Source organism: Rhodopirellula sp. J20-39 (assembly GCF_057365095.1).
The window spans coordinates 2,030,250-2,052,895 of record NZ_CP195123.1; the positions used below are offsets into that span (position 1 = coordinate 2,030,250).

Here is a 22,646-nt window from a genome sequence, read left to right on the forward strand (position 1 = left end):
GGGACTTGGGAATTAGCAGACGCTAGCGACTTGTCTCTTCGAGCATGAAGCTAGTTGCTCAGGCAATTGCACCAATTCGCCAGCGAGCGTGGCGAGGTCATCGCCGAACATTTCGATCGCCTGCGCCACTTCGGTTTCCACCGAATCCAGCCCGTGACGGACGGCAATGATGCTGATCGCGATCGAAAGAAACGTATCGATGTCGACTGACTTTTGCCAATGATAGCCATGGGTTTTCACAAAGTCGTCGTATTGCCCGATCGCGCGAAGGTGCCGCACATCTTCCTGATGGACGCTTCTCGTGAGCGTGCGACCGTGCACAACGCGACGGAAAATTCCATAGCGACGTGGCAGATACATCTTCTTTTCGTGCTGATGCGAGAACCATTTGGCGAAATCTGTATCGCTGTGGTAGCTCCAGAAGCACGCGGCGATCGGAGTGCTCCACGCCAAGTGATCCATGCCGATGTCGCGGCAAAGCTGGTAAAGCAAGTTGACGGGCTCAGCGTGTTGGGTGGCGATATCTCGAGCTTGTGCGACTCGTTTAAGGAAGAAATCGGCGCGGTCGCCAAACCGCAATAGTTTCGTCGCGACGCCTAATTCCTCGACCAGACGATTCATGTTGTCAGGGTCAGCGGATAGAAAAACCTGACGCAAACGCAGTGCGACCAACACGGCGGATAATCTCGCCTCGATACTTGCGTGAGTGACCCGGGCAACGCGATCAACGTTTTCGACGAGTCCTTGAAAATCATTCAGGTAATACGCGGCAGCAGCCGTTACCTTCATCGCCGCGCCGTCCGCAACACCGTCAGTCGCCTCGTACAGAGGGTCGTTGCTTTTGATTAACTTGGATACCTGACCTTGGTAAGCGGGGTGATTGCCGCCGGCAGGCAGTTCTTCGCCGTGGAAGTGATAACCCGGTCGCGTGCGATATCGGGCAACAAGATCAGCATGGTCAAACCCGCCGCACGTTGTAAGCGACTTGGCAATCAAAAGCGTTTGAACATAGTCATCCGCATCATTGCTATCCGCATATTTCCAAGCCACCCACGATACAGCGGCTAACCCGCGGTAAACTCTCTCGACCAAGTCGGAACGCTTGGGCTGTCGCGTCGAGTCATGCATGATTTGATGGAGTGGGCTGTTCAGGGGATGGTTGATCGCAAAGGCGCCTTCGTCGTTAACTAGCACGCGAGGGCTTGAGACTCCGTCCAAAATGGCGTCGAAAGAAACACCCAGACTGGCCAGTGCTTGTTCCGTCTTTTCAACGGTCAGATTTGCCGGTTCGTTTTGCGAACGCCGGCGGGCCGTCAGGAAGATGACGTTATGCCCCTGTGACTTCAGCCCGTTGACGTAATCGATCGCACCTTCGATTGGTTCCATCGTTCCATAGCGGAAGAAGACGCCGTCGAAATCAAGCAGGTACGTTGCCATAGGTAGGCCGTCAGGAGCACGTGAACATCCGAGTCGAGCACGCAATCGAAGTCCTGGGCTGCGTGAAGGCATCCTACCGAGGTCCAGGGATAGGGTAAACACCGCGTCTTTCAACTTGTTTGACGCCAGATCACTCAAACGGCGTAGCGATTCGCGTGCTTCGGTTGGCTCAGAGCAGCGGCTCATTGAGAAGATGGATCTTGGTGTTATGCGTCAGAGTTCTTCGTCAATCGTTTCGTCGTTCGCGCGAGTTCCGAAGGCTCCCCATAAGCCATAAGGGCTGGACGATTGAGGTGCACGAGGTCCTGTTCCTGTGGCGAGCACGGTACCGGAATTGAGGTTGCCCGTATCGATTGATTCCGTAATAAACTTCACGGCACCGTCGCCCATTAAGACGTGCACGCCTCCTTGATGGCGACTGGAAGGCGGCAGATACCCGGTCCCAGAATCGCCGCCGGCAAGACAGGCTTCTGCGTTGGGCGGCAAGATCGTATTCATCCCTGTGTACAACGCCGCTCCGTCTGCCCACCGGAAACCGCGACGTTGATTGCTGCTACCAATCCCCGATGGGGCACCTACCTGCTTCGCCGGGATCCAAAACATCGGACGCTCGGTCGATATTTGATCTCGACAAAGCTTAGGCTGCTCGTGGATTGTTGACCACGCGTTTAGCAGTGAAGCACTGGTGCGTTTATCGCGGTCGCCTAAGTCTGTGCAAATTTCACCAGCCATAATCGTATTGGACAGCCCGTCGAGTACGTCCCGGAAATGCATCACCGATCGAGGCACAAAGATTCCACGCCCAGAAGCTTTCACCTGCGCCGACCGATCGTCTAACCAAGCTGAAGATTCATCGTCCCACCGAGTTGCCCCGGTGTTCAGCCAGTGGGTTGCATCGCCCAAGCACGCGACATAGTTCGTCCGTCCATGGGCAGGCAAACCAATGCCGGGATCGGATGGACAGCGAAAGACCGGCAATTCGGTTTGCCAAGGATCGAACTGCCGTGTCCATGGTGCCGGCCCCATCGGTGCGAATGGCATTGGATCTTTAGAGTTGGCCTGTCCTGTGGAAATATGTTCCCAGATCGCCTGTTGTTCCACAAACGGCATCACGCCGACCAGGAAGCTCAAGCGAAACCGGTTGTTACCCGGTACCGACGTCCCACCCCAATCCGAGTTCGGATCGTGGGTGCCGCCCATCTGCATCGGCAACTGCTTGTATGCGGAATGGTAATTGTGCAGTCCCAGTCCGATCTGTTTGAAGTTGTTCGAACAACTCATGCGACGTGCCGCCTCCTTGGCTCCCCGAGTCGCCGGCAATAGCAAGCCGACTAAGACTCCGATGATGGCGATCACAATGAGTAGCTCGAGTAGCGTGAATGCGACCCGCGATGTCTTGTTGCTCATCGTATTTCTCGGTTGAATCGAAAAGATGATCGTCAAATCTCATTTAACAAAAACGAATCATTTAAGCTGGCTCGCTGACGATTCAAACGGACGCTCATTCCGGTTGGCCGGCGGATAACTCACGCATCTCTTGGTCGTAATTTTCATAGTCGGCTGGCGTCGAGAATTCTGCATCTGATCCCGGTACCCTTAACAGAGGCTCACCGTTGCAGCCTGCAAAAACAACAGCCAAACAAAACGCTGCTCCGCTCCATAAGATTCGTAATCGTTTCATCGAAGCTACCTATGTGTGCAGGAACGGACCGCGTCGTTTCCATTTATGATTGTCGCCGTTCGGGTTGCGCGAAGCAAGTTTCGTAGATCAATAGTGGGATTAACCAGCTAACCCAGGAATTCAATCGATAGGAAAGCTCCGATTCCAGTTCGGTCACAATGGCCGCACCGGCGAGTAGACGCAGTAGCAGCGGTGAAGCGAGCAGCACAAAGCATCGTATTGCCCAGCGGCGATGGGCAATCAGGTTTCCCGTTCTTGCTCGCCAAACGGCCATGCCCAGACACACGACCGTGGCAATGTTCAGCAACGCAAATCCTGATCCTGAAATGGGGCCCCCGTACGCGTCTTTCGCCATCACCATCCCGCTAGGAAATACGACCAACAAGATCAAGAAGAATTGCAGTCGACCCGTCCAGCGATGAAGCTTGCGAAGCTTTGCACGAGGTCCGCTAGCGATCAGAAACGTTGCCAGGATTAAGGCGACCGGACTCGACAGAATGTGAACGTAAAACGCTTGGCGGTAGCTGCCTGAAAAAGAATGCCTGCGGCCGCTAAGGAAATTGGATTCAAAGTCAGCCGGAAAGTACCGTCGGTATTCCCAAAGGATCGAAAGAAATACTTTCGCGAACACAATCACGATCGCCCAAAACAGCAAGCGGTACATCCCATCACGTCGGCGACTTTTGCGATCGTCAATTGCGTCACCGGCGATTGCATCACTGGTGATTGTGTCACTCGCGATTGTGGATGCCGCGGCGGGAGTGGGCATTGCGGATAGGCTTTATTGCGTTTGGATTCAATCTGGCCCCGCATCGCACTCGCCGTTGGATCAGCGGCGAGCCAAGCGTTGTTCACGCATCGCGGTGTGCAATCCCCATTCTAGCGAGTTGACGTCAGCACGTTGGCTGCGGTTATCGCAGTTCGATCGCAAGACGCTCGACGTCGGTTCTCAATCCACGCATGTAACGTCGCCATTCGAGTTCGAGTGTCGTTCGGTCGCCGAAACATTCGTCAAACAGTTCAATCAATTCGTCACCGCGAGCTTTCCAGGCTTCCACAGTCAAATCGCCTTCCTGTTTTTCAAGCTTTCCGAGCTTTTTGTAGAACAGCATCAACGAATCAAATCGCTGGTCGAATAGGAAGTGTGTTAACGCCCATGCTTGGCCATACGCCGGTTGTTGGTCGCCCAACGCCGCTTCCAACACGAACCCAAAATCCGAAACGATAAACTCCAGGCTGCCCCGAACCGGATCGCCCTCCAAGACTCGGTAATAGTCGATGCGACTTTGGTCGACCGCACCCACTCCGCTCCATTTGGCAAGCTTCGCTGATTCAAAATACGACGCCATGCCTTCGTGAACCCAGCGTACGAAAGCACCGTCGCGTGGGAAGACGCCTGTGTTGGCGGTCAGGTGATGAATGGCCTCGTGTGATACCGTTGACACGTCTTCGCTTTCGCGGGTGATGTCGATAAGCATTTCGATGGTTTTGGCAAACCGGATCAAGTCACCGGCTCCCGCCATCCGAGTTCGTTTGGCTGTCTCGCGGGCCTGCACAAGTTGTCGGTCGAGTTCCATCAGTGTCTTGAAATGCTCAGAGGTCCCCGAGTCATAGAACATCGAAATGTTCTCTTTGGGGAGATAGAAGCCAGCGGTTTGCTTCAGGCTGTTACCGAGCCGACGCTCCATTTGCAGGAAGTCGCCGTGATTGCTGAAGAGAACCACTTCCAGTCTCTTTTGGGGCGGTCGCAAGAAAACGCCCCGGAACGCGAAGGTAAGGAAGTAGGACTCATAAACCGTCTCTAACAAATCGAGTCGCATCTCGGCTCGCGTTTTCCGAGTCACCGTATCCTTTTCCTGCTCTTTATCGTGCAGTAACAGGAAGTGCTTCGACCGTGTTACCTCCATGCTTCGACCGCCGACGAATTCGCGAGCGTGTGCTTCGACCTGAGAATCAGTCGGAACGGACGAATTGATGTAGCGCATCAATCCGGCCAATTTACGAAGGTGCTTATGCGATGAATCGATCTTCCATGCTGTGCTAAGCAACGACTTGCATTCCTCGAGCATCCCGTTCTTAAGACACCACTGCGACAACTCGAGAACTTCATCGACATCTTTCGAGATTCGGACGTCGCGAAGCCGGCGCGAGTAAATCGTTTTCGCCGATGGGCTCTCAATGACTTTAATGTCACGAGAATTGAAGTGCAGTGATCCACGCGGATGGCGATGCGTGGCGGTGCCCCCTGCATGGTGAGTCAGGGAGCCTTCCAACAGCAGTTGAAGCTCGGTTCCTGGCAGTTTGTACAGAGTGTAGTCCGCCATTGCAGGCTGGATCAACGCAGCGAACGAAGCGACGGCGGCAGTCGCGAAAAGAAGGAAAGAGGATACCCGAGCCATATCTTGGAGTTCCTATGCGAAGTCGCGCGGTCGTTGTTCTCAATGCCTTAGTGGATGTGGGTGTTCCCGTAATCTGATGTTTGAGGCATCGTGAGTGCAATTATGGGTAGTGTGTGACTCGGGTTCAACCTCTTTGGGGGGCAAAAGTACACCAAAGGACCAAATTCGTTTCCCCGATAGGTGGGGTATTGAGAATAAGGTGTAGTTGCGTGGCCGTCTTGCGCCCCCAGGCTCTACTTTTCCGGCGAAGACGAGGGTTCACCCAGATGGGGAAAGGGCAGAGGGTTTTCCGAGCGAACCATACCGATCTTGTAGCGGACTGAGGCCCTCAGTCCGCAGTTTCAATACCCTGACAACGCCTGCTAGACGAGGTTGCTACGGGTAGAGGGAATCTTCAGGGGACGGGTTCAACCTAGCAGGCCAATGTCGCGTAAGACCTGTGCTACACGCTCACGCTCGGGTGCCAAGAAGGGGTTGAATGGATAGGCAGGAAGGTCGTTGCAGATCCCCAATAGCGACGCGGCTGATTTGGTTGCCTTGATATGTCGCGATGCATACTTGCCAATCTCGTAGATCTCTTGAAACTTCAAGATCTTTGATTGTGCTGCATTCACTCGGACTTCATCGTCCTCGCAAAGTGCTCGGTGGCATTCGACAAAAAGTTGCGGTGCGATGTTGGCACCACCATTAACGCCGCCGTCGCCACCAAGGTGATGTGCTTCGGCAAGTTTCGCTTCCGGGCCCACTAGGATTGACCAGTCGGGGCGATCCGACTTGAGGCTGCAGAGCTGAGAAAAATATTCCATGTCGCCGCTGCTGTCTTTGACTCCGGCGATCCCTTCGATATCAGATAGTTTTCGCAGCGACGAAATCTCGTACCAGACCTTTGTCAGTTGCGGCATGTTGTACAGCATCACTGGCAGCGTAACTTCAGCCACCAAATTCCGCACGTACGAAATCAGTTCAGTTTGTCCGGCAGGAAAATAGTACGGCGTGGTAAGCACCAGAGTATCTGCACCACAATCCGCTGCGTGTTGAGCGAGTTTGACTGACTCTGTGAACGCGGTGTCGGTGATTCCGACCAGTACGGGGACGCGTCCGTTAACAATTCCGATCGATTCCTGGATCATCTCGCGACGCAGGCGATAGCTAAGGCTCGGTGCTTCGCCGGTCGTTCCCAAAATGAAAAGTCCTGAGACGCCACCGTCCAAGACATGATTGATCAGGCGGGGCAATCCTTCGCGGTCCAGTTCATCGCGATCAGCCAGTGGTGTAATTAACGGTGGAACGATTCCACGCAACAATTGAGTTGAGTTCGGCGTCATCGTTTTCATTGGAGCTTGGCTGTCGGTAGGTTCATTCAGTGGCCCTGTTGTGGGCATTGCGTGCGGGTTTATCCGGGGGCATTTGCCGGCTCGATTTCCAGTGTCGATGCCTTGCCGTTTCAAGTAATCACCACGGTCGGCATCAGTTTAGGCAATAGACGACAGTGTCAGAACTCGGTTTCCGACATCCGAGGCAGGTTTTCTTGCCAGCACTCAATCGTTTTCAGATGCATATCCGATGCACATTATGTGCGATCGGAGGTCGCGGTCAGCTAGAATGTGGTCACTCAGTAGTGGTCGGTCGGCAATGTTTGACCGGTTTGGCAAGAGCGGATGTGCGATTTCTGAGACTGGCTGCGTGGCCGTGTCGCTATGCCCTTTGCTCCGCTTCGGATTACGTAGTGATTGACTTCGGTTTTTGAGCAGTGCGTTTTTTCAGGCGAAGGTTTCCGTCTGTTAAGTGCTTCTCTGGATCCAGTTTCGTTGATACCGTAACCGATCCTCAAGTGCACTCATTTGGATAGAATTCGGGGCTATGGACCAACCACGACAGATTCATTCCGATCCGATAACCGATCCGCAGCGACTGGCTAGCTTGCGTGCCACGAAGCTGCTTGACAGTGCACCAGACATCTCGTTTGATCGACTCACCGGACTTGCGACCACCCTGCTAAAATGCCCAGCGTCGGTAGTGACGCTGGTTGATGAGCATCGCCAATTCTTCAAGAGCTGTGTAGGGCTGCCCGAACCGTGGGCAACGCGGCGAGAATCGCCTCTTAGCTATTCCTTTTGCCGGCAGGCCGTCCTGTGTGATGCTCCGTTGATCGTTAGTGACTCGCACACCGACGATCGTGTCAGCGACAATCCGGCGGTGAAGGAACTTGGGGTCCGCGCTTACGCGGGGATACCGATACGTACACGCTCCGGAGCGGTGCTCGGTTCGTTTTGCGTTTTTGACGGTGTACCGCGTGACTGGACTGAAACGGAGCTTCAGATACTGCATGATTTGGCTGCATCCGTCGAATCCGAGATCGAGTTGGTGACGCTTGCCAATCGTGAGCGAGAACAGCACCACATGTTGAAGGTGATCATCGAGCAATCACCGCTGGCGATCAGTGTCATTGACGAGCAAGCACAGGTCTATCTGTGGAACAACGCAGCCGAAAAAATGTTTGGCTACGAAGCGTCTGAAGTGATCGGCAAACCGTTACCAATCGTTCCGCCAGACATGGAAGAAGAATGTCGTTCGGTGCAAGAACAATTAGCTGAAGGTAAGACGTTTCAGGGCATCTCCACCTATCGTCGGCACCGCGACCAATCGCATGTGCCGGTGAAAATTGCTGCCGCACCGCTTCAGGAATACGGTGGCGAAACGGGGCGTAGTCTTCTGATCTTTGACGATATTAGTGAGCAAGTTCAAGCGGATCATCAGCGGGAAAAACTCGTTCAGCAGTTGCGAGAAGAAAGTTCGTTGACGAGAGCGTTGCTTGATCAATTACCAGCGGGCGTCATTGTCACGGAAGTGCCCAGCGGGCGAGTGTTGTCCGTCAACGAGCGTGCCCTTGAAATTGTCGGTAAGAAACTTCCGGATAGTATCGATCCCAACGTGCTGACAAGCTTCATTGGATATCATTCAGACGGTCGACAATACGAGTCCGATGAATGGCCGCTCGCACGCACCATCCTCCATGGTGAAGCCACCTCAAACGAAGATATCCTTTTCGAAACCGAACAAGGCACGATCCGTAGATTGCTGGTGAGTTCCAAACGCGTTGACTTGGGCGACGGGAATCAGGCCAGGGCTATCACCACATTCACCGATGTGACCGAGCTGAAAGAGCTTGAAGCCGCTCGATATCGAAGTGAGGAACAAGCAAAGCAGATCCTTGCCAGCAGCCAAGACTGCATCAAGATTCTCGACTTGGATGGGCATCTCCTTTCGATGAACGTTGGCGGAAGGAAATTGTTAGAGATCGATGACATCGAAATGGTGCTTGGGAAACAATGGATTGATTTTTGGCAGGGCGCCGACCGGCAATCTGCCGCCGACGCGGTAGCTGCTGCACGGGCTGGTCGGGCGGGACGGTTTCGGGGTGTCTGTTCGACTTATCAATCGAAGCTTCGAAAGTGGTGGGATGTCATCGTCACGCCAATCGCGGGTGAAGACGGAAGCCCAGAACAGTTGCTGTCGATTTCTCGCGACGTTACCGAATCGGTGCTTGCCGAAGAGGAACGCGAAGCCCTCATCAAACGCGAGGTTCAAGCTCGCAAGGATGCTGAAGTTGCTAAGGAGAAGTACCGGAACTTGGTCGATGGGTTAGACGCGATTGTCTGGGAAGCCGACGCAAACACCTGGGAGTTCACATTCGTCAGCGAACGTGCCCAAGAAATTCTTGGTTACCCCATCGATCAATGGCTTTCGGACAGTTCGTTTTGGCCAAGCATCATCCACCCCGATGACCGCGAATCCTCCGTCTCGCTGTGTCGCAGCGCGTGTAGGGAATGCCGTGATCACGATTTCGAATACCGTGCTGTGACACGGGATGGTCGTTCGGTTTGGCTGCGAGACATCGTGTATGTAGTTTCAGACGAAGCAGGTAGACCCAACCATCTTCGCGGAATCATGGTGGACATCACGGCCAAGAAAGAACTCGAGCGGGAGTTGCGAGAACGAGCCGACCAATTGAGCGAAATGGATGCTCGCAAAAATGAGTTCCTTGCAGTCCTAGCACACGAGTTAAGAAACCCGCTGGCCCCTATCGGAAACGCCGCCGAGTTGCTGAAATTCTGCAGCGATGATCCCAAGCAGATTCTGGAAATCAGCGAGATTCTTCAGGGTCAGGTTTCTCAACTCATCCGGCTGATCGACGATCTAATGGATATCTCTCGGATCACCCGGGGGAAGATCAAGTTGCAACGCGAACCGGTTTCCCTTGGCGATGTTCTCGATACCGCGCTGACTTCGGTTCGCCCGTCATGCACGAACCAGCAACATACTTTGAAGTCCAGCATTGATACGGCCCATTCGTTGACCGTGGTAGGCGATCGGGTTCGACTAGCCCAAGTTTTTACCAATATTCTGAACAACGCATGCAAGTACACGCCGACCGGCGGCACGATTGAGTTGTCCTGTGATGCCATCAATGATGCGGTGGAAATTTCGATCCAAGACAATGGAATCGGCATTTCATCAGAAGATGCCGCTGGCATTTTTGAAATGTTTACGCAGGTTGAGAGCTCGGTGACTCGCAGTCAGGGAGGTCTCGGGATAGGTCTGACACTTGTCAAGCAATTAGTTGAAATGCATCAGGGCACCGTCGAGTTGGATCAAACGCGACAGGAACCCGGCAGTCGATTCGTGGTGCGGCTACCCCTGGTCGAGGTCGATGAGCCGAAATCGGGCGTCGAGGAACCATCGTCTTCACAGGAGGCCTTAAGGGTTGTCGTGATCGATGACCTTCCTGCGGTTGCAATCTTGTTGGTCAAGCTGATCGAGGCATTGGGACATACCGCGCATGTTGCGTACAGTGCAAACGACGGAATCGAACTGGTTCGCCAGCAGAAGCCGGATATTGTTTTCTCCGATATCTGTATGCCTGATAAATCGGGCTACGAGGTTGCACAGACGCTGCGGTCGCTTCCTGAGCTAGGTGACCTGAAAATGATCGCGATGACTGGCAACGGGCAGCCTGAAGATATCCAGCAAGCTCGTGAGGCCGGCTTCGATCAGCATCTGGTTAAACCCGCAAGCGTCGTGGTGCTACGACAAGTTTTCGACAGTATTATCGCTGAGCGTGCTAAACAACGCGCCATCAGTTCTCACTAGAGAACTCGCCCTTTGAGCGTCGAGTCTAGGATTGTAACCCTGGGGCGTAGCCCGCTCCGATCGGAAGTAGTCTGGCAAATTGGACGTCAAGCCGCTCTGAAGCGATAGCGTTTTATTAGCACGATCGTCACCGAGCATCAAAGCGGTTGGCCTCTCGCCGATCAGTGTGATCGATTTGCGTCAAATCGGCTGGCTGTGGACTGATCATGGGTTAGTCCGGGGGCTGGATTGCCTATGAGCATCGATTGCGACGAAAAGCGGATCGGGCGTAGCGTTTGGCTTGAAATTATCGTTTTTTTTACGCATTCAACAGTGTCCGCAAGTCAGTCTGCTTTCACCGGAATTTTCAGTGGGTAACGCGGGTAGGCGTTAAAAATACGTTGAATGTTAGCAAGCAGGTTCACGCGGTAAGGCGTGGATGGCGTCGCATCGCTTCCTTGTGGCATGACGATTGCTCATTGAACCAAGTCCGCAACAGAACGTTCTGTTGCCTGTTTTTGACAAGCCATACGCGAGCGACCATTTACTCCGATGTTCGGTGTCCGGACTTCGTTGGTCCGGACTTCGTTGGTACAGAGGGCTTTCTATCCGCACCCCCAATGATGCTGGCGATACGAACGAGATGAGCGATTTGAACCGTAAGATCATGATCGCCATCCCCAAGGTTGCTGATGTCATAGAGAAGCACACCCAAAATGACTTTAGGCATTACAAAACAACCACGCTGACGCGTCGAATCCGCCGGCGAATCCTGGTTTTGAAGTTGTCCTCGGTTGATGACTATCTCGAACTATTGGAGTCATCACGCGACGAAGTTTTGCGGTTGTTCCGAGACTTGCTGATCAGCGTCACGGCGTTCTTTCGAGACCCCAATGCATTCGAGTCTTTGAGCCGCGATGTTTTGAAACCATTGGTCCATCGGCCCCAGGGTGATCGCCCGATACGGATCTGGATCCCCGGTTGTGCAACGGGCCAGGAAGCCTATTCGGTTGCGATACTGCTAGCCGAGATCCTGGAGCAATGCGACAAGGATATCGGAGTGCAGATATTTGCTACCGACCTTGATGAAAATGCGTTGTCGGTTGCTAGGTCGGGTGGCTATCCGATTTCGATTCAAGATGAAGTCACGAAAGAACGGCTGCAAAAGTTCTTCACCAAACGTGGAAAACGCTATTTTGTGAGCAAGAAGATTCGCGACATGATCTTGTTTTCTTCGCATAACCTGATCAGTGATCCGCCGTTTACGAAAGTCGATCTGATCTCGTGTCGAAATCTGCTGATCTATCTGAACGCCCAACTGCAAAAGAAGCTGATCCCGCTCTTTTACTATTCACTGCAACCGGGCGGTTACCTTTTCTTGGGCCCTGCCGAAACCCTGTCCGCGAACCGCGAGCTGTTTCGAGCATTACATACGAAGCATCGACTTTATCAGCGACGTGTCACCGCCCTCGATCGCCCTCAAACCCTTGAGCCACTCGTGATGAACCTGAATCGTTTTGGCACTCACTCGGATGTAGGCAACAGCGAACTTGATCTGTTCAGGTATTCACAGCAGATCATCCTGAGCGAGTTTGCTCCGCAATGGATCGTTTGTGACGACGAAGGTCAGATCCATTCACTGTCATCAGATCCGGCTCCCTTTTTAAAGATAACAGGCGGCAATTTTAAAAATAACATTATCACGATGGCCCATGAAAACTTGCGAACTGGGCTTCGGGCTGCGTTCAGCGAGTCGAAGGAGCATCGACGTCGGTCCTTATCCGAGGGGATGTCAATTCCCGTCGAAGGTGGCATCCAACGGGTTCACATTACGGTTCAGCCGATTCCAGAAATGGGATCGGATCAGAATCTGCACCTCGTCGTTTTTCATCGCATCGGCTCTCCGTTGCGGGCTAGTATCAGTAACGATTCGATCGAAGCAGGTGGCGGAGGAGGGCTCGTTGATTCGACAGCCGGGCAAGTCATCGAGCAGTTGGAATTGGAACTGTTGCGAACTCGTGATGCGCTTGAACGCACAGTGCAAGAACTCGAAGCCTCAAACGAAGAGTTGAAGTCATCTAACGAAGAATTGCTCTCGATGAACGAAGAGATGCAATCGGCCAATGAGGAGCTCGAGGTATCGAAAGAGGAGTTGCAAACCAGCAACGAAAATCTTGTTCGTAGTAACACCGATATTCAGAATTTGCTGCGGAGCACTCGGATCGCAACGATCTTTTTAGATAACGAGTTGTGCATTCGTAGTTTCACCCCTGCGGTGAAGAAGATCTACGACCTACGCGATAGTGACGTCGGTCGCAAACTAACGAAATTTGCGTCGGAGGTGGACGGGATGCCGCCGCTACCTGATCCGCGAACACTTTCGGATGACGATGAGCTTGAAGAAATGATCGGACAGATTGCCGGTCGCAGTTACATTCGAAGAGTAACCCCCTACCGCGCTACCGATGGAGAACACGATGGTATCGTCGTTACCTTTAGTGACGTAACCGAATTGAGTGATAGCCAAGAGTTATTCAAGACGCTAGTCGATGTCGCCGCACAGATTGTTTGGACAACGGATGCGGATGGACGAGTTGTCGAAGATTCACCGAGCTGGCGTGCCTTTACCGGTCAAGCTTACGAGCAGTGGGTTGGAATGGGCTGGGTCCAGGTTGTCCATCCGGATGATCGCGATGGTATCAAGGAAGCGTGGAGTGCTTGTGTTTCCAGCGGTGAAACGCTTGACCACGAGTTTCGCTTGCAACATCACGGCGGCGACTACCGCTGGACTCAAGTGCGAGCGGCCCCGCTTCGCAATCGCGATGGATCGATCCGTCGTTGGGTCGGGATGAACATCGATATCCATGATCGGATCATGGCGGAAACTAATCTGCGTCGTAGCGAAGAACTGGTCCGCACCATCGCTGAAAACTCGACCAATGCATTGATCATGATGGATGAAAAGGGCTACCTGACTTATTGCAACCAAGCATGCCTGGAGATGACTGGCTTTGATGGAGAGGAGATTCGGTCGAAGCCACTTCATGATCTAATTCACCACCATTATCCCGACGGCCGCGCATATCCCATGGCGGAATGCCCGATCGATCGAGCGTTGCCGGAGGATTTCAGTGTGCGGGCACACGAAGATTTGTTCTTCCGTAAAGACGGCACGTCGTTTCCCGTCATGTGTGCAGCCAGCCCGATTTTCCGCCACGGTGTCCCGGTATCGACGGTAATCGAGGTCCGTGACATCAGCAATCAAAAGCTGGTTGAAGCGGAACTACGCGAAAGCGAGGTGCGATTCCGAGAGATGACCAACGCGGCGCCTGCGATGATCTGGGTTACCGACGAGAATCATTACTGCACGTTTCTATCGCAGAGTTGGTATGACTTTACCGGCCAATCGGAGGAAGATGGTCATGGATTAGGGTGGACAACTGCTGTTCATCCCGATGATCAAGAGGCGGCTAAGAAGCATTTCTTAGCCGCTGCGGACCAGCATATTCATTACGAGATCGATTTTCGGCTACGGCAAAAAGATGGTTCGTATCGCTGGGTCATTGATGCTGGGAAACCACGCTTTGACAAGGATGGGAATTTCGCTGGGTATGTTGGTAGCGTGATCGACACGCATGATCGTCACGAGGCAGTAAGGAAGATCTCGATCAGCGAGGAGCGATTGCGAAACGCGGCTGAGGCGGCTGGCTTCGGAATGTTGCACGCTGATTTGATAGCTGGGACGGTTAGTTATTCCGATGAGTTCAAACGCTTGATCGGTCTGCCTGAGGACGCGGGCCAATACGCTTTGGATCACAAAATTCCCGAATGGGTTTATGTCGATGACCGCGAAATTTGTTTCCGCTTTTTCAAACGTCTGCTTACTCTGCCAGAGGGAGTCAGCGACACAGTCGAGATTCGTGTGCTACGAAGTGATGGTCAAGTTCGCTGGGTGCGAATCCATGCGCGGCCTATCTATCCGGGCGAAGGGGATAATGTGCGAGCGACACAGTTGATCGGCACATTAGTTGATATTACGCAGCAGCGTGAATTCGAAGCTTCGCTGCGTGAGGCTCGGGAGCAAGCCGAAGCGGCAAACGAATCCAAGAGTGCTTTCTTGGCCAATATGAGTCACGAGATCCGCACCCCTATGACAGCCATCTTGGGGTACACGGACCTGATCGCGGAAAAGGTGCATGATGATGAGGCGTTGATGTGGGTGCGCACGATTCGTCGCAACGGAGATTTCTTGTTAGACATCATCAACGACATCTTGGATTTGTCCAAAATCGAAGCGGGGAAGTTAGACATCGCTCAAGAGACGTTTTCGCTCGCCCGGCTAATCGAAGACGTTCGCGTCATCATGGATGTCCGTGCGAACGAGCGAAATATCCAACTGTTCGTCGAGTACCAGACACCACTGCCGGATTGGGTTCTATCCGATGGGAAGCGTTTAAAGCAAATCTTGATCAACCTAGTCGGCAACGCGATCAAGTTCACCCCGGAAGGGCAGGTCACGTTGTTGGTGTCGTTTGCATCCGGCCAGCTGCGCATCGAGATTATTGATACAGGGGTCGGTATGAGTGAAAAGCAGCTCGCCAACCTCTTTCAGCCGTTTTCACAAGGAGACGGGAACGTCAATCGTGAGTTTGGCGGGACTGGGTTAGGACTCGCGATCAGTCAACGCTTAGCACAAATGCTGGGCGGCAAGATCACCGTCGAAAGTTCGCTGGGGCGTGGCAGCAAATTTACGGTCACGATCGCGGTCGCGGAAGTTGCTGTGGCTGGTGTTGCCTTGCCCGACACAAACGACCAAGCTTTGCAAACCACACAAAATTCGGTGACCGTTGATGCGGAAATTTTGATTGTGGATGACCGCCGCGATATCCGTTTTCTGAGCAAGACATTTTTAACCCAAGTGGGCGCGAGTGTTAGCGAAGCCGAAGACGGCCAGATGGCGATTGATATGGTCAAGCGTTCGATCGACGAGGGCCGGAGCTATCATCTGATCTTGTTAGACATGCAGATGCCGCGGTTGGATGGTTACCAAACTGCCCAGAGGCTGCGTCAACTCGGTTACCATGGCCCGGTCATCGCGTTGACTGCGGATGCCATGCAAGGTGATATGAACCGGTGTATCCAGGCTGGGTGCAACGACTATTTGAGCAAGCCAATCGATAGGGCGGCGATGCTCGAAAAAATTGAGCAACACCTGCAAAGCGGCAAGTGAATGGTCCTCGAACTTAAACAGGCCAACTGATTCACGTTTCGAGAGCGACTTGCATTGAGAATGCTACCTTCGTCAAGTTTGCGGCTGCCGAGGTGTTCGCGGGTCGAGCGGCGAGGTCCTCGATGATGCAGCGGCGATCTGACGCTGTCTGTTTCGTTTGCTTCAACTCCGGCGTTCGGTTGCGGTTAAAACTTCCAGCCCGCTTGCAGGAACAGAGCGTCGTCGAGGTCCACTTCGACGTCTTCGCGTTCATATTCGACGCTGCGATTGAAAGCGTAGCCGCCTTCGATTTGCAGCCCGCGGTTGCCTTGGCGAATCACTTCGTAACCGAACAGAAGCCTCAGTTCGCCGATGGTTAGCTCGTCATGAGAACCATCGTCCCGAGAGACCGCCCACGTGTTGCCACCGAGCTGTCCGCCAACATACGCCCATGCCTCGGCGACGGCGCCTTGTTTCCATGTCCGGTAGGCCAGTCTTGGTCGCGGCATGGTCAGGTCCAGCTTGCACCAAGGCCGTGGCGTCCATGTCGCACCTATGACCGGTAGCACGCTCAAGTCCGACCGATCGAAATAGACGGCGCCCAAAGCGACGTTCCAGTCGGTGGACACTTGCCAGTTGATCATTCCGAGTCCGAAAAGCCGGAATGCATTTTCGCTGGTCGTGAAATCACTTCGAACCGATGGCGTCAGCAGGACGGTGGTGGAAAGACGCTCGGTCCATTCCTTGCGTTGCAGTAGCGTCACGCCCGTGCTGTAAAGCGTTTCGGGCACGTCGATCGCAGTCGGGCCGTCTAGCAAATCGGTTCGAAAAAATGGGCTGACCGCGAGGATGTTTTGCAGGCTACCCAGTGGGATGCCGACGGCGACTCGTGCTTCAAAGTACGTTTGATTCAAACCGCCGGCTTGGTCGCCAAGGCCCTGCACGTGTCCCGCGGATACTTCACTTCCTTGATAGAAGCTTCGGCGAAATCGTTCTACCGGAACCTCCATCGCATGTGGCGTCAGGATCGGTGTGAATTCATCCGCCACAATCATTTCGCCGGGGCTATGAAAGTGAAATCCGTCGTCAGGGTTGGCGATTACCGGCGGTTGGGCGCTGACGCGTGAAACTGCCAAGGATGAAAACGGCAGCATGCCGAATACAGAACCAAGTGCAGAACAAATGGCGACTGCGCAGCGTGGAGCAACGGCGGAAATGCCAAGTCGAGAGCCAGAAGATGTGGCAGTGTTTGTGATCACGATGAATCGTTGATAACACATCACGATGCAGCGATGCAATCGCGTCTAAATCAAAGATAAAGGAGATCAGCGCGGCGGTCTTTTGTGTCGTTTGACAGGGCAGAGGCCGTCAAAGGCTAGCAAACGACGCGGTTTCGCCCGCCTTCTTTGGCAGCGTAGAGGCGATCGTCGGCAATCTTAAGTACTTCAGACGGAGTGAGGATTTGGTCCCCGTGACAAATCGCAACTCCGAAGCTTGCCGAGATAGTAAGCGGGCCGACTGCAGTGTTGAACGGTTCGCTGCAAATTGCCAAGCGGCATCGTTGGGCGAATTCGATGGCTTCATCGCGGTCCGTGCCAGCCATCAATAGCGAGAACTCTTCGCCGCCGTATCGAGCGAGTAAGTCGTCTTCGCGGCAGGTTGCCAACAATCGGCTTCCAAATTCGCGAAGGACTTCATCACCAACCAAATGCCCATGGGTGTCGTTCACGCTCTTGAAGTGATCGATGTCCATCATCACCACTGCCAACGATTCTGAACGCCGAAACGATCGGGCAAGTTCACGCTGCATCGATTCGAGCAAGTACCGCTTGTTCATCGCGCCGGTGAGAGCGTCGCGGGTCAACGATTGGTAGACGGTTTCGTGATACTGCGATTCCACACTGCCGGCGGAAAGATACTTGAAAAGGAAACTGCCAATCGAAACGATGTCGTTGGTTTGCAGGTGATGCGATCCTTCGATCGGGTTGCCATTTACCAACGTGCCGTTAGTGCTTCCTAAATCGCGTAGCGAATAGCCGTCGGTCGATTGGACTAGTTCCGCATGTCGACGGGAGACGCTGGTGTCGTTGAGGACCAAATCGCATTCGTCTTCACGTCCGATCGTCAGGCATTCGTTTTCCAGTAAAAGCATTCCATCAATGACATCAGCCGGATAGATCTGGACGAGGCAGGATTCCTTGCCGATCGCATCTGCTGGAGTTTGTGAGGCTTGGCGGGGCATCGTTATTTCCGCCGCTGAATCCGAAAGAACCTGTGCCGCCGGTGAAGTCATCGGTGAAGCCGTTGGATTGAGAAGATCGGTCATGGGAACGATACCAGAAGATTGGTGAGCAAGTCGAAGGCGGAGTGGTCAGTGCTTCCGTTCAAAACTAGGACATTGGCGGCGTCGCGGACGAGCGTGCTGGGCCAAGTCCTTTTTGATCAGGACTCCACTGCAATAGCGGACCGCTCGCAACGGTTGTATCGATTGTTGGGTCGAATGGCGACACAAAGGATTCGCATGCAAACACGACTAAGCGATCGACTTTGCTTGGCTAGTTGACCGTCGGTATGCTTGGGAGCGAACTTTCGGTACTTCTTATGGAGGCGAGATTCTTGAGTTGGTTTTCCGCTTCAGCCAATGTGGATTGATAGAAGGCGTCGACGTTTGATTGAGACCATGCATGGTTGAGTTCGTTGATCGCTTGTTGGTATTCAGAGCGAGCGTCCTGGTTCTGACCAACCATAGTCAGCGTTTTCGCAAGTTGCAGTCGGGTCCGAGCTAGGGCTTGTTGGTAGTCGAGTCTTTGCGGAGAGACAGCGGTGAGTTTCTTGAGACTCGCGATCAACTGTTCTAGTACATCAATCGCTTTGGCGTGTTGGGTTGAATCTGAAAATGCAGTTGCCAAGTCAGTCGTTGTCGTCGCGGCTAGTCGGTGGTCGGATGCATTGCCGCGAGTGTGAACGAGCCAGTTTGCCCAGGCGGTCGCTCGTTGATATTGCGTCAATGTTGCTGGCGCTCGTTGATCGGATGCCGTTCGAGCGGCGATGTGGTTGAGCCGGGCTAAACAAGACGCCAACTGATAGATGCGATTCGAAATCGGTGGTGCTGGTGTCGTTTCAGGATTGGTAATGCCATGGTTTGCGAGAAGCGAAACGATTGCGGTTTCATGGTCGATGAAAGATCGGGTTCTGTCTGGACGAGTTCGTTCAGTGTCGATAGAGAGTTGGCCAATCCAAACCTCGGCTTTTTGAATCGTGAGTGCTTCGGCCGATCGAGTATCGGGACTCTTGATCGATTCCATCTTGGCAAGGACGTCACTTGCGGAAGCATAGTGGTTCCGAGCCGCTTCGTGATTTTGGCTCAAACGATGCAGGTCAGCTAAACGCAGATGCAACGATGATCGCTCGAAACCTTGATGCCATTGTTGGAAGCTCGATGCTTTCGGATTCATCCAGCTAACGGGGACAATCGTAGTGGCTTGAAGCAGATCTTCGTAATGTCCAATGCCTTGTTCAATTAGCTGTGTCCGTATCGGCGTTGCGCCTGGATAGGATTCCAGCGAACTGCTTAGATCGACTAGCCAGGCATCATCAGTGACGCGACTTTCACTTAGCAGTTGCAGCGTTTCTCGGTGGGCGGTTTCGGCCGCGAGTCTTGCGGTGCGTTCTTGGCGGTGTGCTTGGTGTATGAAGTAGCTGAAGATCAGCGAGGCAACCAAGAGGACCATGGACGTCCCAGCTGCGCAAATTGCGACGGTGCGGTGACGACGACACCAGCGACTCATTCGGTCGATCCAAGTTTCCTGGTCGGCGTGAACCGCATCCCCGGCAACGTATCGGCGGACCTCGTCAGCTAACTCTTCTGCTGATGAATATCTCTGTCGCGGATCGTGATGCATGGCCCGGTCGCAGATTGCCGAAAGGGCTCGCGGAACATCTCGATTGGCTCGTTTTGCTGGCATCCAGGTTCCCGAGCGGACGTTTTGCAGCACGGTTTCTAGACTGCGGCCTTGGTTCGGATGATGGCCGACAAGGATCTCGTAAAGGATCACGCCAAGCGAATAGATGTCCGATGCGGGTGTGAGTGCACCAGTATCGCCCGTCGCTTGTTCAGGCGACATGTAGGCTGGCGTGCCTACGATCGTGCCGGTGGCGGTATGACCAGATTGTTTTTCATAACTGACATCGGCGAGCCACTGTGCCGCGACGTCTAGCTCGTGTTCCGTATCCGATTCGCTTCGTGTCGACGCGGTTTGTTGGAAGCGTTTGGCAAGTCCCCAGTCCACAATGATGGTTTCGCCGAAGCCGCCGATCATGACGTTCGCTGGTTTTAGATCACGGTGCAAGATGCCTTGTTCGTGTGCGTACGCAACGGCATTGCAAATGTCGATGAAGCGTTCCAGTAGCGGCAGAACGGCATCGGACAACCGCCGGCTTGAAGCGGCTTGATTGTTGTTTCCGGCATTATTGCTGATTCGGGCATTTTCGTCGGACAGCGGTTGCAATGCCGCATGGGTTTCTTGAATGAGCTGTTGGAAAGGCTGCCCATCGAGCAGTTTCATTACATAGTAAGCGTCGCCCGCATCGTCGCTGCTGAGTTCGTGAACGGGCACGATGCCGGGGTGTTGCAGTTGGCTCGTGACGATCGCTTCGTGCAAGAATTGTTGGTGCACGTCGTCGGTAGGGCGTGTCGCTCCGTTGATTCGCTTGATGGCAACGGGACGCTTGAGGTGCTTGTCGATCGCATGCTGGACGACACCCCATCCCCCTCGGCCGAGTTCACCCACATCTTGATACCGTGATGAAGGTGTGTGGTCGGTTGTCGGAACAGAGGATGATGTCGTCTTGTTTGCGCCGGATTGTCGGTGGCGCCTGGACCGTTTGGAATAGCGTACGCCAAAGGCCGAAGTTGATTTTGGCGAGCCTGACGTTAAGTCCGGATTGTTCGATTCTGAATCGGTCTCTGGGCCGATTCCACGAGTCTGCTCCGGCGACGACGATTGGGAGGGATCGGTGGGCATGGACGGACTTATCGCTTCGCATCGAAAGACACGTACCGTCGGGACGGAAAACGGCACTCTGCGAAAGAGTAGGTCGTGCAATGTGGCCGCGTCGGACCATTGATGTGATTGCCACGCCGGGAAATTCCGCATGACCGATAGGATGCGGATTATCCGTGACGTTGAACTTGCTTTGCCGGCTTGGGCCGCTAGGTCAGAAGTTCGTGGACGATGCGGGCCTCGTTGGATGGGCCGATCAGACGTTGGTTCAACCCTTGGCTCAAGAAACTTAAGTTGTACGGATCCAGGCCCATCGCATGCAGGACCGTGGCTTGGAAGTCCTTCACGTCGACGGGATTCTCGGCAACTTTGAACCCCAGTTCGTCAGTGGTGCCGTATTCCAAGCCAGGACGAAAGCCACCCCCGGCAACCCAAACGCTGAAGCAATCCGGGTGGTGGTCACGGCCAAGAAATTTCATTGTGCCGTTGCGGGCTTCGACCATCGGCGTGCGTCCGAACTCGCCGCCGAAAATGACGAGCGTATCGTCCAGCAACCCACGCTGTTTTAAGTCGGTCAGCAGAGCTCCGATCGGCTTGTCGGCTTCCCGGCACTTCATTGGAAACTGTGTTTCCATGTCGTCGTATTTGGCCGTGCCATGAATATCCCAGCCCCAATCGAAGAGTTGCACAAATCGGACGCCCTGTTCGACAAGACGACGGGCGAGTAAGCAGTTGTTGGCAAGCGACGCCTTGCCGGGTTCGGCACCGTAGGATTCCAAGATGTGGGCCGGTTCGCGGCTGATGTCCATGACTTCCGGAACCGCCGTTTGCATCCGGAACGCAAGTTCGTATTGTTGGATACGCGTGAGTGTTTCCGGATCGTGGAAGATTTGGTGTTCTTGCCGGTTCAGTTCGTTTAATGCGTCCAGGCTTGCCCGACGAATGTCTCGAGACATACCGTCGGGGTTACTGACGTATAAAATTGGGTCGCCTTCGCTGCGGCACTGCACGCCCTGGAACACACTGGGCAAGACGCCGTTTCCCCACAAGCTCTTGCCACCCGAAGGCATCGTCCCACCCGAGACCATGACGATGAAACCGGGCAGGTTGCTGCTTTCGCTGCCCAGTCCGTAGGTGGCCCAGGAACCAAACGATGAACCGCCAAATTGAGCCGAACCCGTATGCAGAAGTAGCTGCGCCGGAGCGTGATTGAATTGGTCGGTGTGCATCGAGCGAATCAAGCACAAGTCGTCGGCGTGTTTGCCAATGTGAGGAATCTGTTCGCCCAGCAGCATGCCTGACTCGCCGTACTTCTTAAACGGATACACCGGACCGAGCAGCTTGGGCTTGCCTTTGATAAACGCAAACACTTTGCCCTCCAGCAGTTCGTCGGGGCATGGCTCAAGATGATGCTTTTTCAGTTCTGGCTTGAAGTCGAACAATTCGTGCTGGGGCGGCGAGCCGGCCATGTGCAAATAGATAACGTGCTTCGCCGGTTTGGCGTATTTGCCCAGATGACTGGTTGCGTCTGATGAAGCCGTTGCGGCCGAACTATCAAGCAGTCCCGCGCCGATCGCACCTAGTCCTACCGAGCAATTCGCCAGAAAGTGGCGACGCGTTTGAAGGCGGGCTGATGCCAAACGAAGTTCCGCTTCCGGAGATAGTCGATGGGAATTCATATTGAGCTCAGTGGCAAAGTGATTTGGGGGACAGGTGGGGATCGGCTTAGCAGTAAATGAAGTTGCTGCGGGCCAATTGGTCGCGGGAATTGGGCAACAGACTGAACT

The 22,646-nt window shown here is 53.9% G+C and carries 13 protein-coding genes; 2 read left to right on the forward strand and 11 right to left on the reverse strand.

The window, feature by feature from the left end; genetic code table 11:
* Positions 1-12: 12 nt before the first annotated feature.
* The 6 genes from ACR3ZL_RS07320 to ACR3ZL_RS07345 all read right to left on the reverse strand — a co-directional run bounded on the left by ACR3ZL_RS07320 (position 13) and on the right by ACR3ZL_RS07345 (position 6,851).
* Complete coding sequence (locus ACR3ZL_RS07320) at positions 13-1,623, reverse strand: ADP-ribosylglycohydrolase family protein (protein WP_473648535.1); 1,611 nt, start codon at positions 1,621-1,623, stop codon at positions 13-15.
* 27 nt (positions 1,624-1,650) lie between these two features.
* Positions 1,651-2,844 carry a DUF1559 family PulG-like putative transporter gene (locus ACR3ZL_RS07325; RefSeq protein ID WP_473648534.1) on the reverse strand — a complete coding sequence of 398 codons (1,194 nt, stop codon included), beginning with the start codon at positions 2,842-2,844 and terminating at the stop codon, positions 1,651-1,653.
* A gap of 94 nt (positions 2,845-2,938) precedes the next feature.
* Positions 2,939-3,118 (reverse strand): hypothetical protein, encoded by a 180-nt coding sequence (locus ACR3ZL_RS07330; RefSeq protein WP_473648533.1) that lies wholly within the window; start codon positions 3,116-3,118, stop codon positions 2,939-2,941.
* Positions 3,119-3,161: 43 nt separating this feature from the next.
* Entirely contained in the window at positions 3,162-3,887 is a 726-nt protein-coding gene (locus tag ACR3ZL_RS07335) for a DUF2306 domain-containing protein (protein WP_473648532.1), read from the reverse strand.
* Positions 3,888-4,029: 142 nt separating this feature from the next.
* Positions 4,030-5,517, reverse strand: coding sequence for a DUF1570 domain-containing protein (locus ACR3ZL_RS07340; protein ID WP_473648531.1), 1,488 nt, complete (start codon positions 5,515-5,517; stop codon positions 4,030-4,032).
* A 407-nt stretch (positions 5,518-5,924) separates the two neighbouring features.
* Positions 5,925-6,851 carry a dihydrodipicolinate synthase family protein gene (locus ACR3ZL_RS07345; protein ID WP_486173331.1) on the reverse strand — a complete coding sequence of 309 codons (927 nt, stop codon included), beginning with the start codon at positions 6,849-6,851 and terminating at the stop codon, positions 5,925-5,927.
* Positions 6,852-7,377: 526 nt separating this feature from the next.
* Between ACR3ZL_RS07345 and ACR3ZL_RS07350 the strand changes: the two genes are divergently transcribed.
* Positions 7,378-10,668, forward strand: coding sequence for a PAS domain S-box protein (locus tag ACR3ZL_RS07350; protein ID WP_473648529.1), 3,291 nt, complete (start codon positions 7,378-7,380; stop codon positions 10,666-10,668).
* A 323-nt stretch (positions 10,669-10,991) separates the two neighbouring features.
* Here the strand turns inward: ACR3ZL_RS07350 and ACR3ZL_RS07355 are convergent, their stop codons facing one another.
* Positions 10,992-11,114, reverse strand: a complete 123-nt coding sequence (locus ACR3ZL_RS07355) for a hypothetical protein (protein WP_473648528.1) — start codon at positions 11,112-11,114, stop codon at positions 10,992-10,994.
* Between the two features lie 176 nt (positions 11,115-11,290).
* Between ACR3ZL_RS07355 and ACR3ZL_RS07360 the strand changes: the two genes are divergently transcribed.
* Positions 11,291-15,877: a PAS domain S-box protein gene (locus ACR3ZL_RS07360; RefSeq protein WP_486173332.1), complete on the forward strand. Its 4,587-nt coding sequence runs from the start codon at positions 11,291-11,293 to the stop codon at positions 15,875-15,877.
* Positions 15,878-16,062: 185 nt separating this feature from the next.
* Here ACR3ZL_RS07360 and ACR3ZL_RS07365 read toward each other — a convergent pair whose 3' ends face one another.
* The 4 genes from ACR3ZL_RS07365 to ACR3ZL_RS07380 form a co-directional block, all read right to left on the reverse strand.
* Entirely contained in the window at positions 16,063-16,992 is a 930-nt protein-coding gene (locus ACR3ZL_RS07365; protein WP_473648526.1) for a hypothetical protein, read from the reverse strand.
* A 239-nt stretch (positions 16,993-17,231) separates the two neighbouring features.
* Positions 17,232-18,182 carry a diguanylate cyclase gene (locus ACR3ZL_RS07370; protein WP_473648525.1) on the reverse strand — a complete coding sequence of 317 codons (951 nt, stop codon included), beginning with the start codon at positions 18,180-18,182 and terminating at the stop codon, positions 17,232-17,234.
* 229 nt (positions 18,183-18,411) lie between these two features.
* Positions 18,412-20,880, reverse strand: coding sequence for a serine/threonine-protein kinase (locus tag ACR3ZL_RS07375; RefSeq protein WP_486173333.1), 2,469 nt, complete (start codon positions 20,878-20,880; stop codon positions 18,412-18,414).
* 188 nt (positions 20,881-21,068) lie between these two features.
* Positions 21,069-22,538: a DUF1501 domain-containing protein gene (locus ACR3ZL_RS07380; protein WP_473648523.1), complete on the reverse strand. Its 1,470-nt coding sequence runs from the start codon at positions 22,536-22,538 to the stop codon at positions 21,069-21,071.
* Between the last annotated feature and the right edge of the window lie 108 nt (positions 22,539-22,646).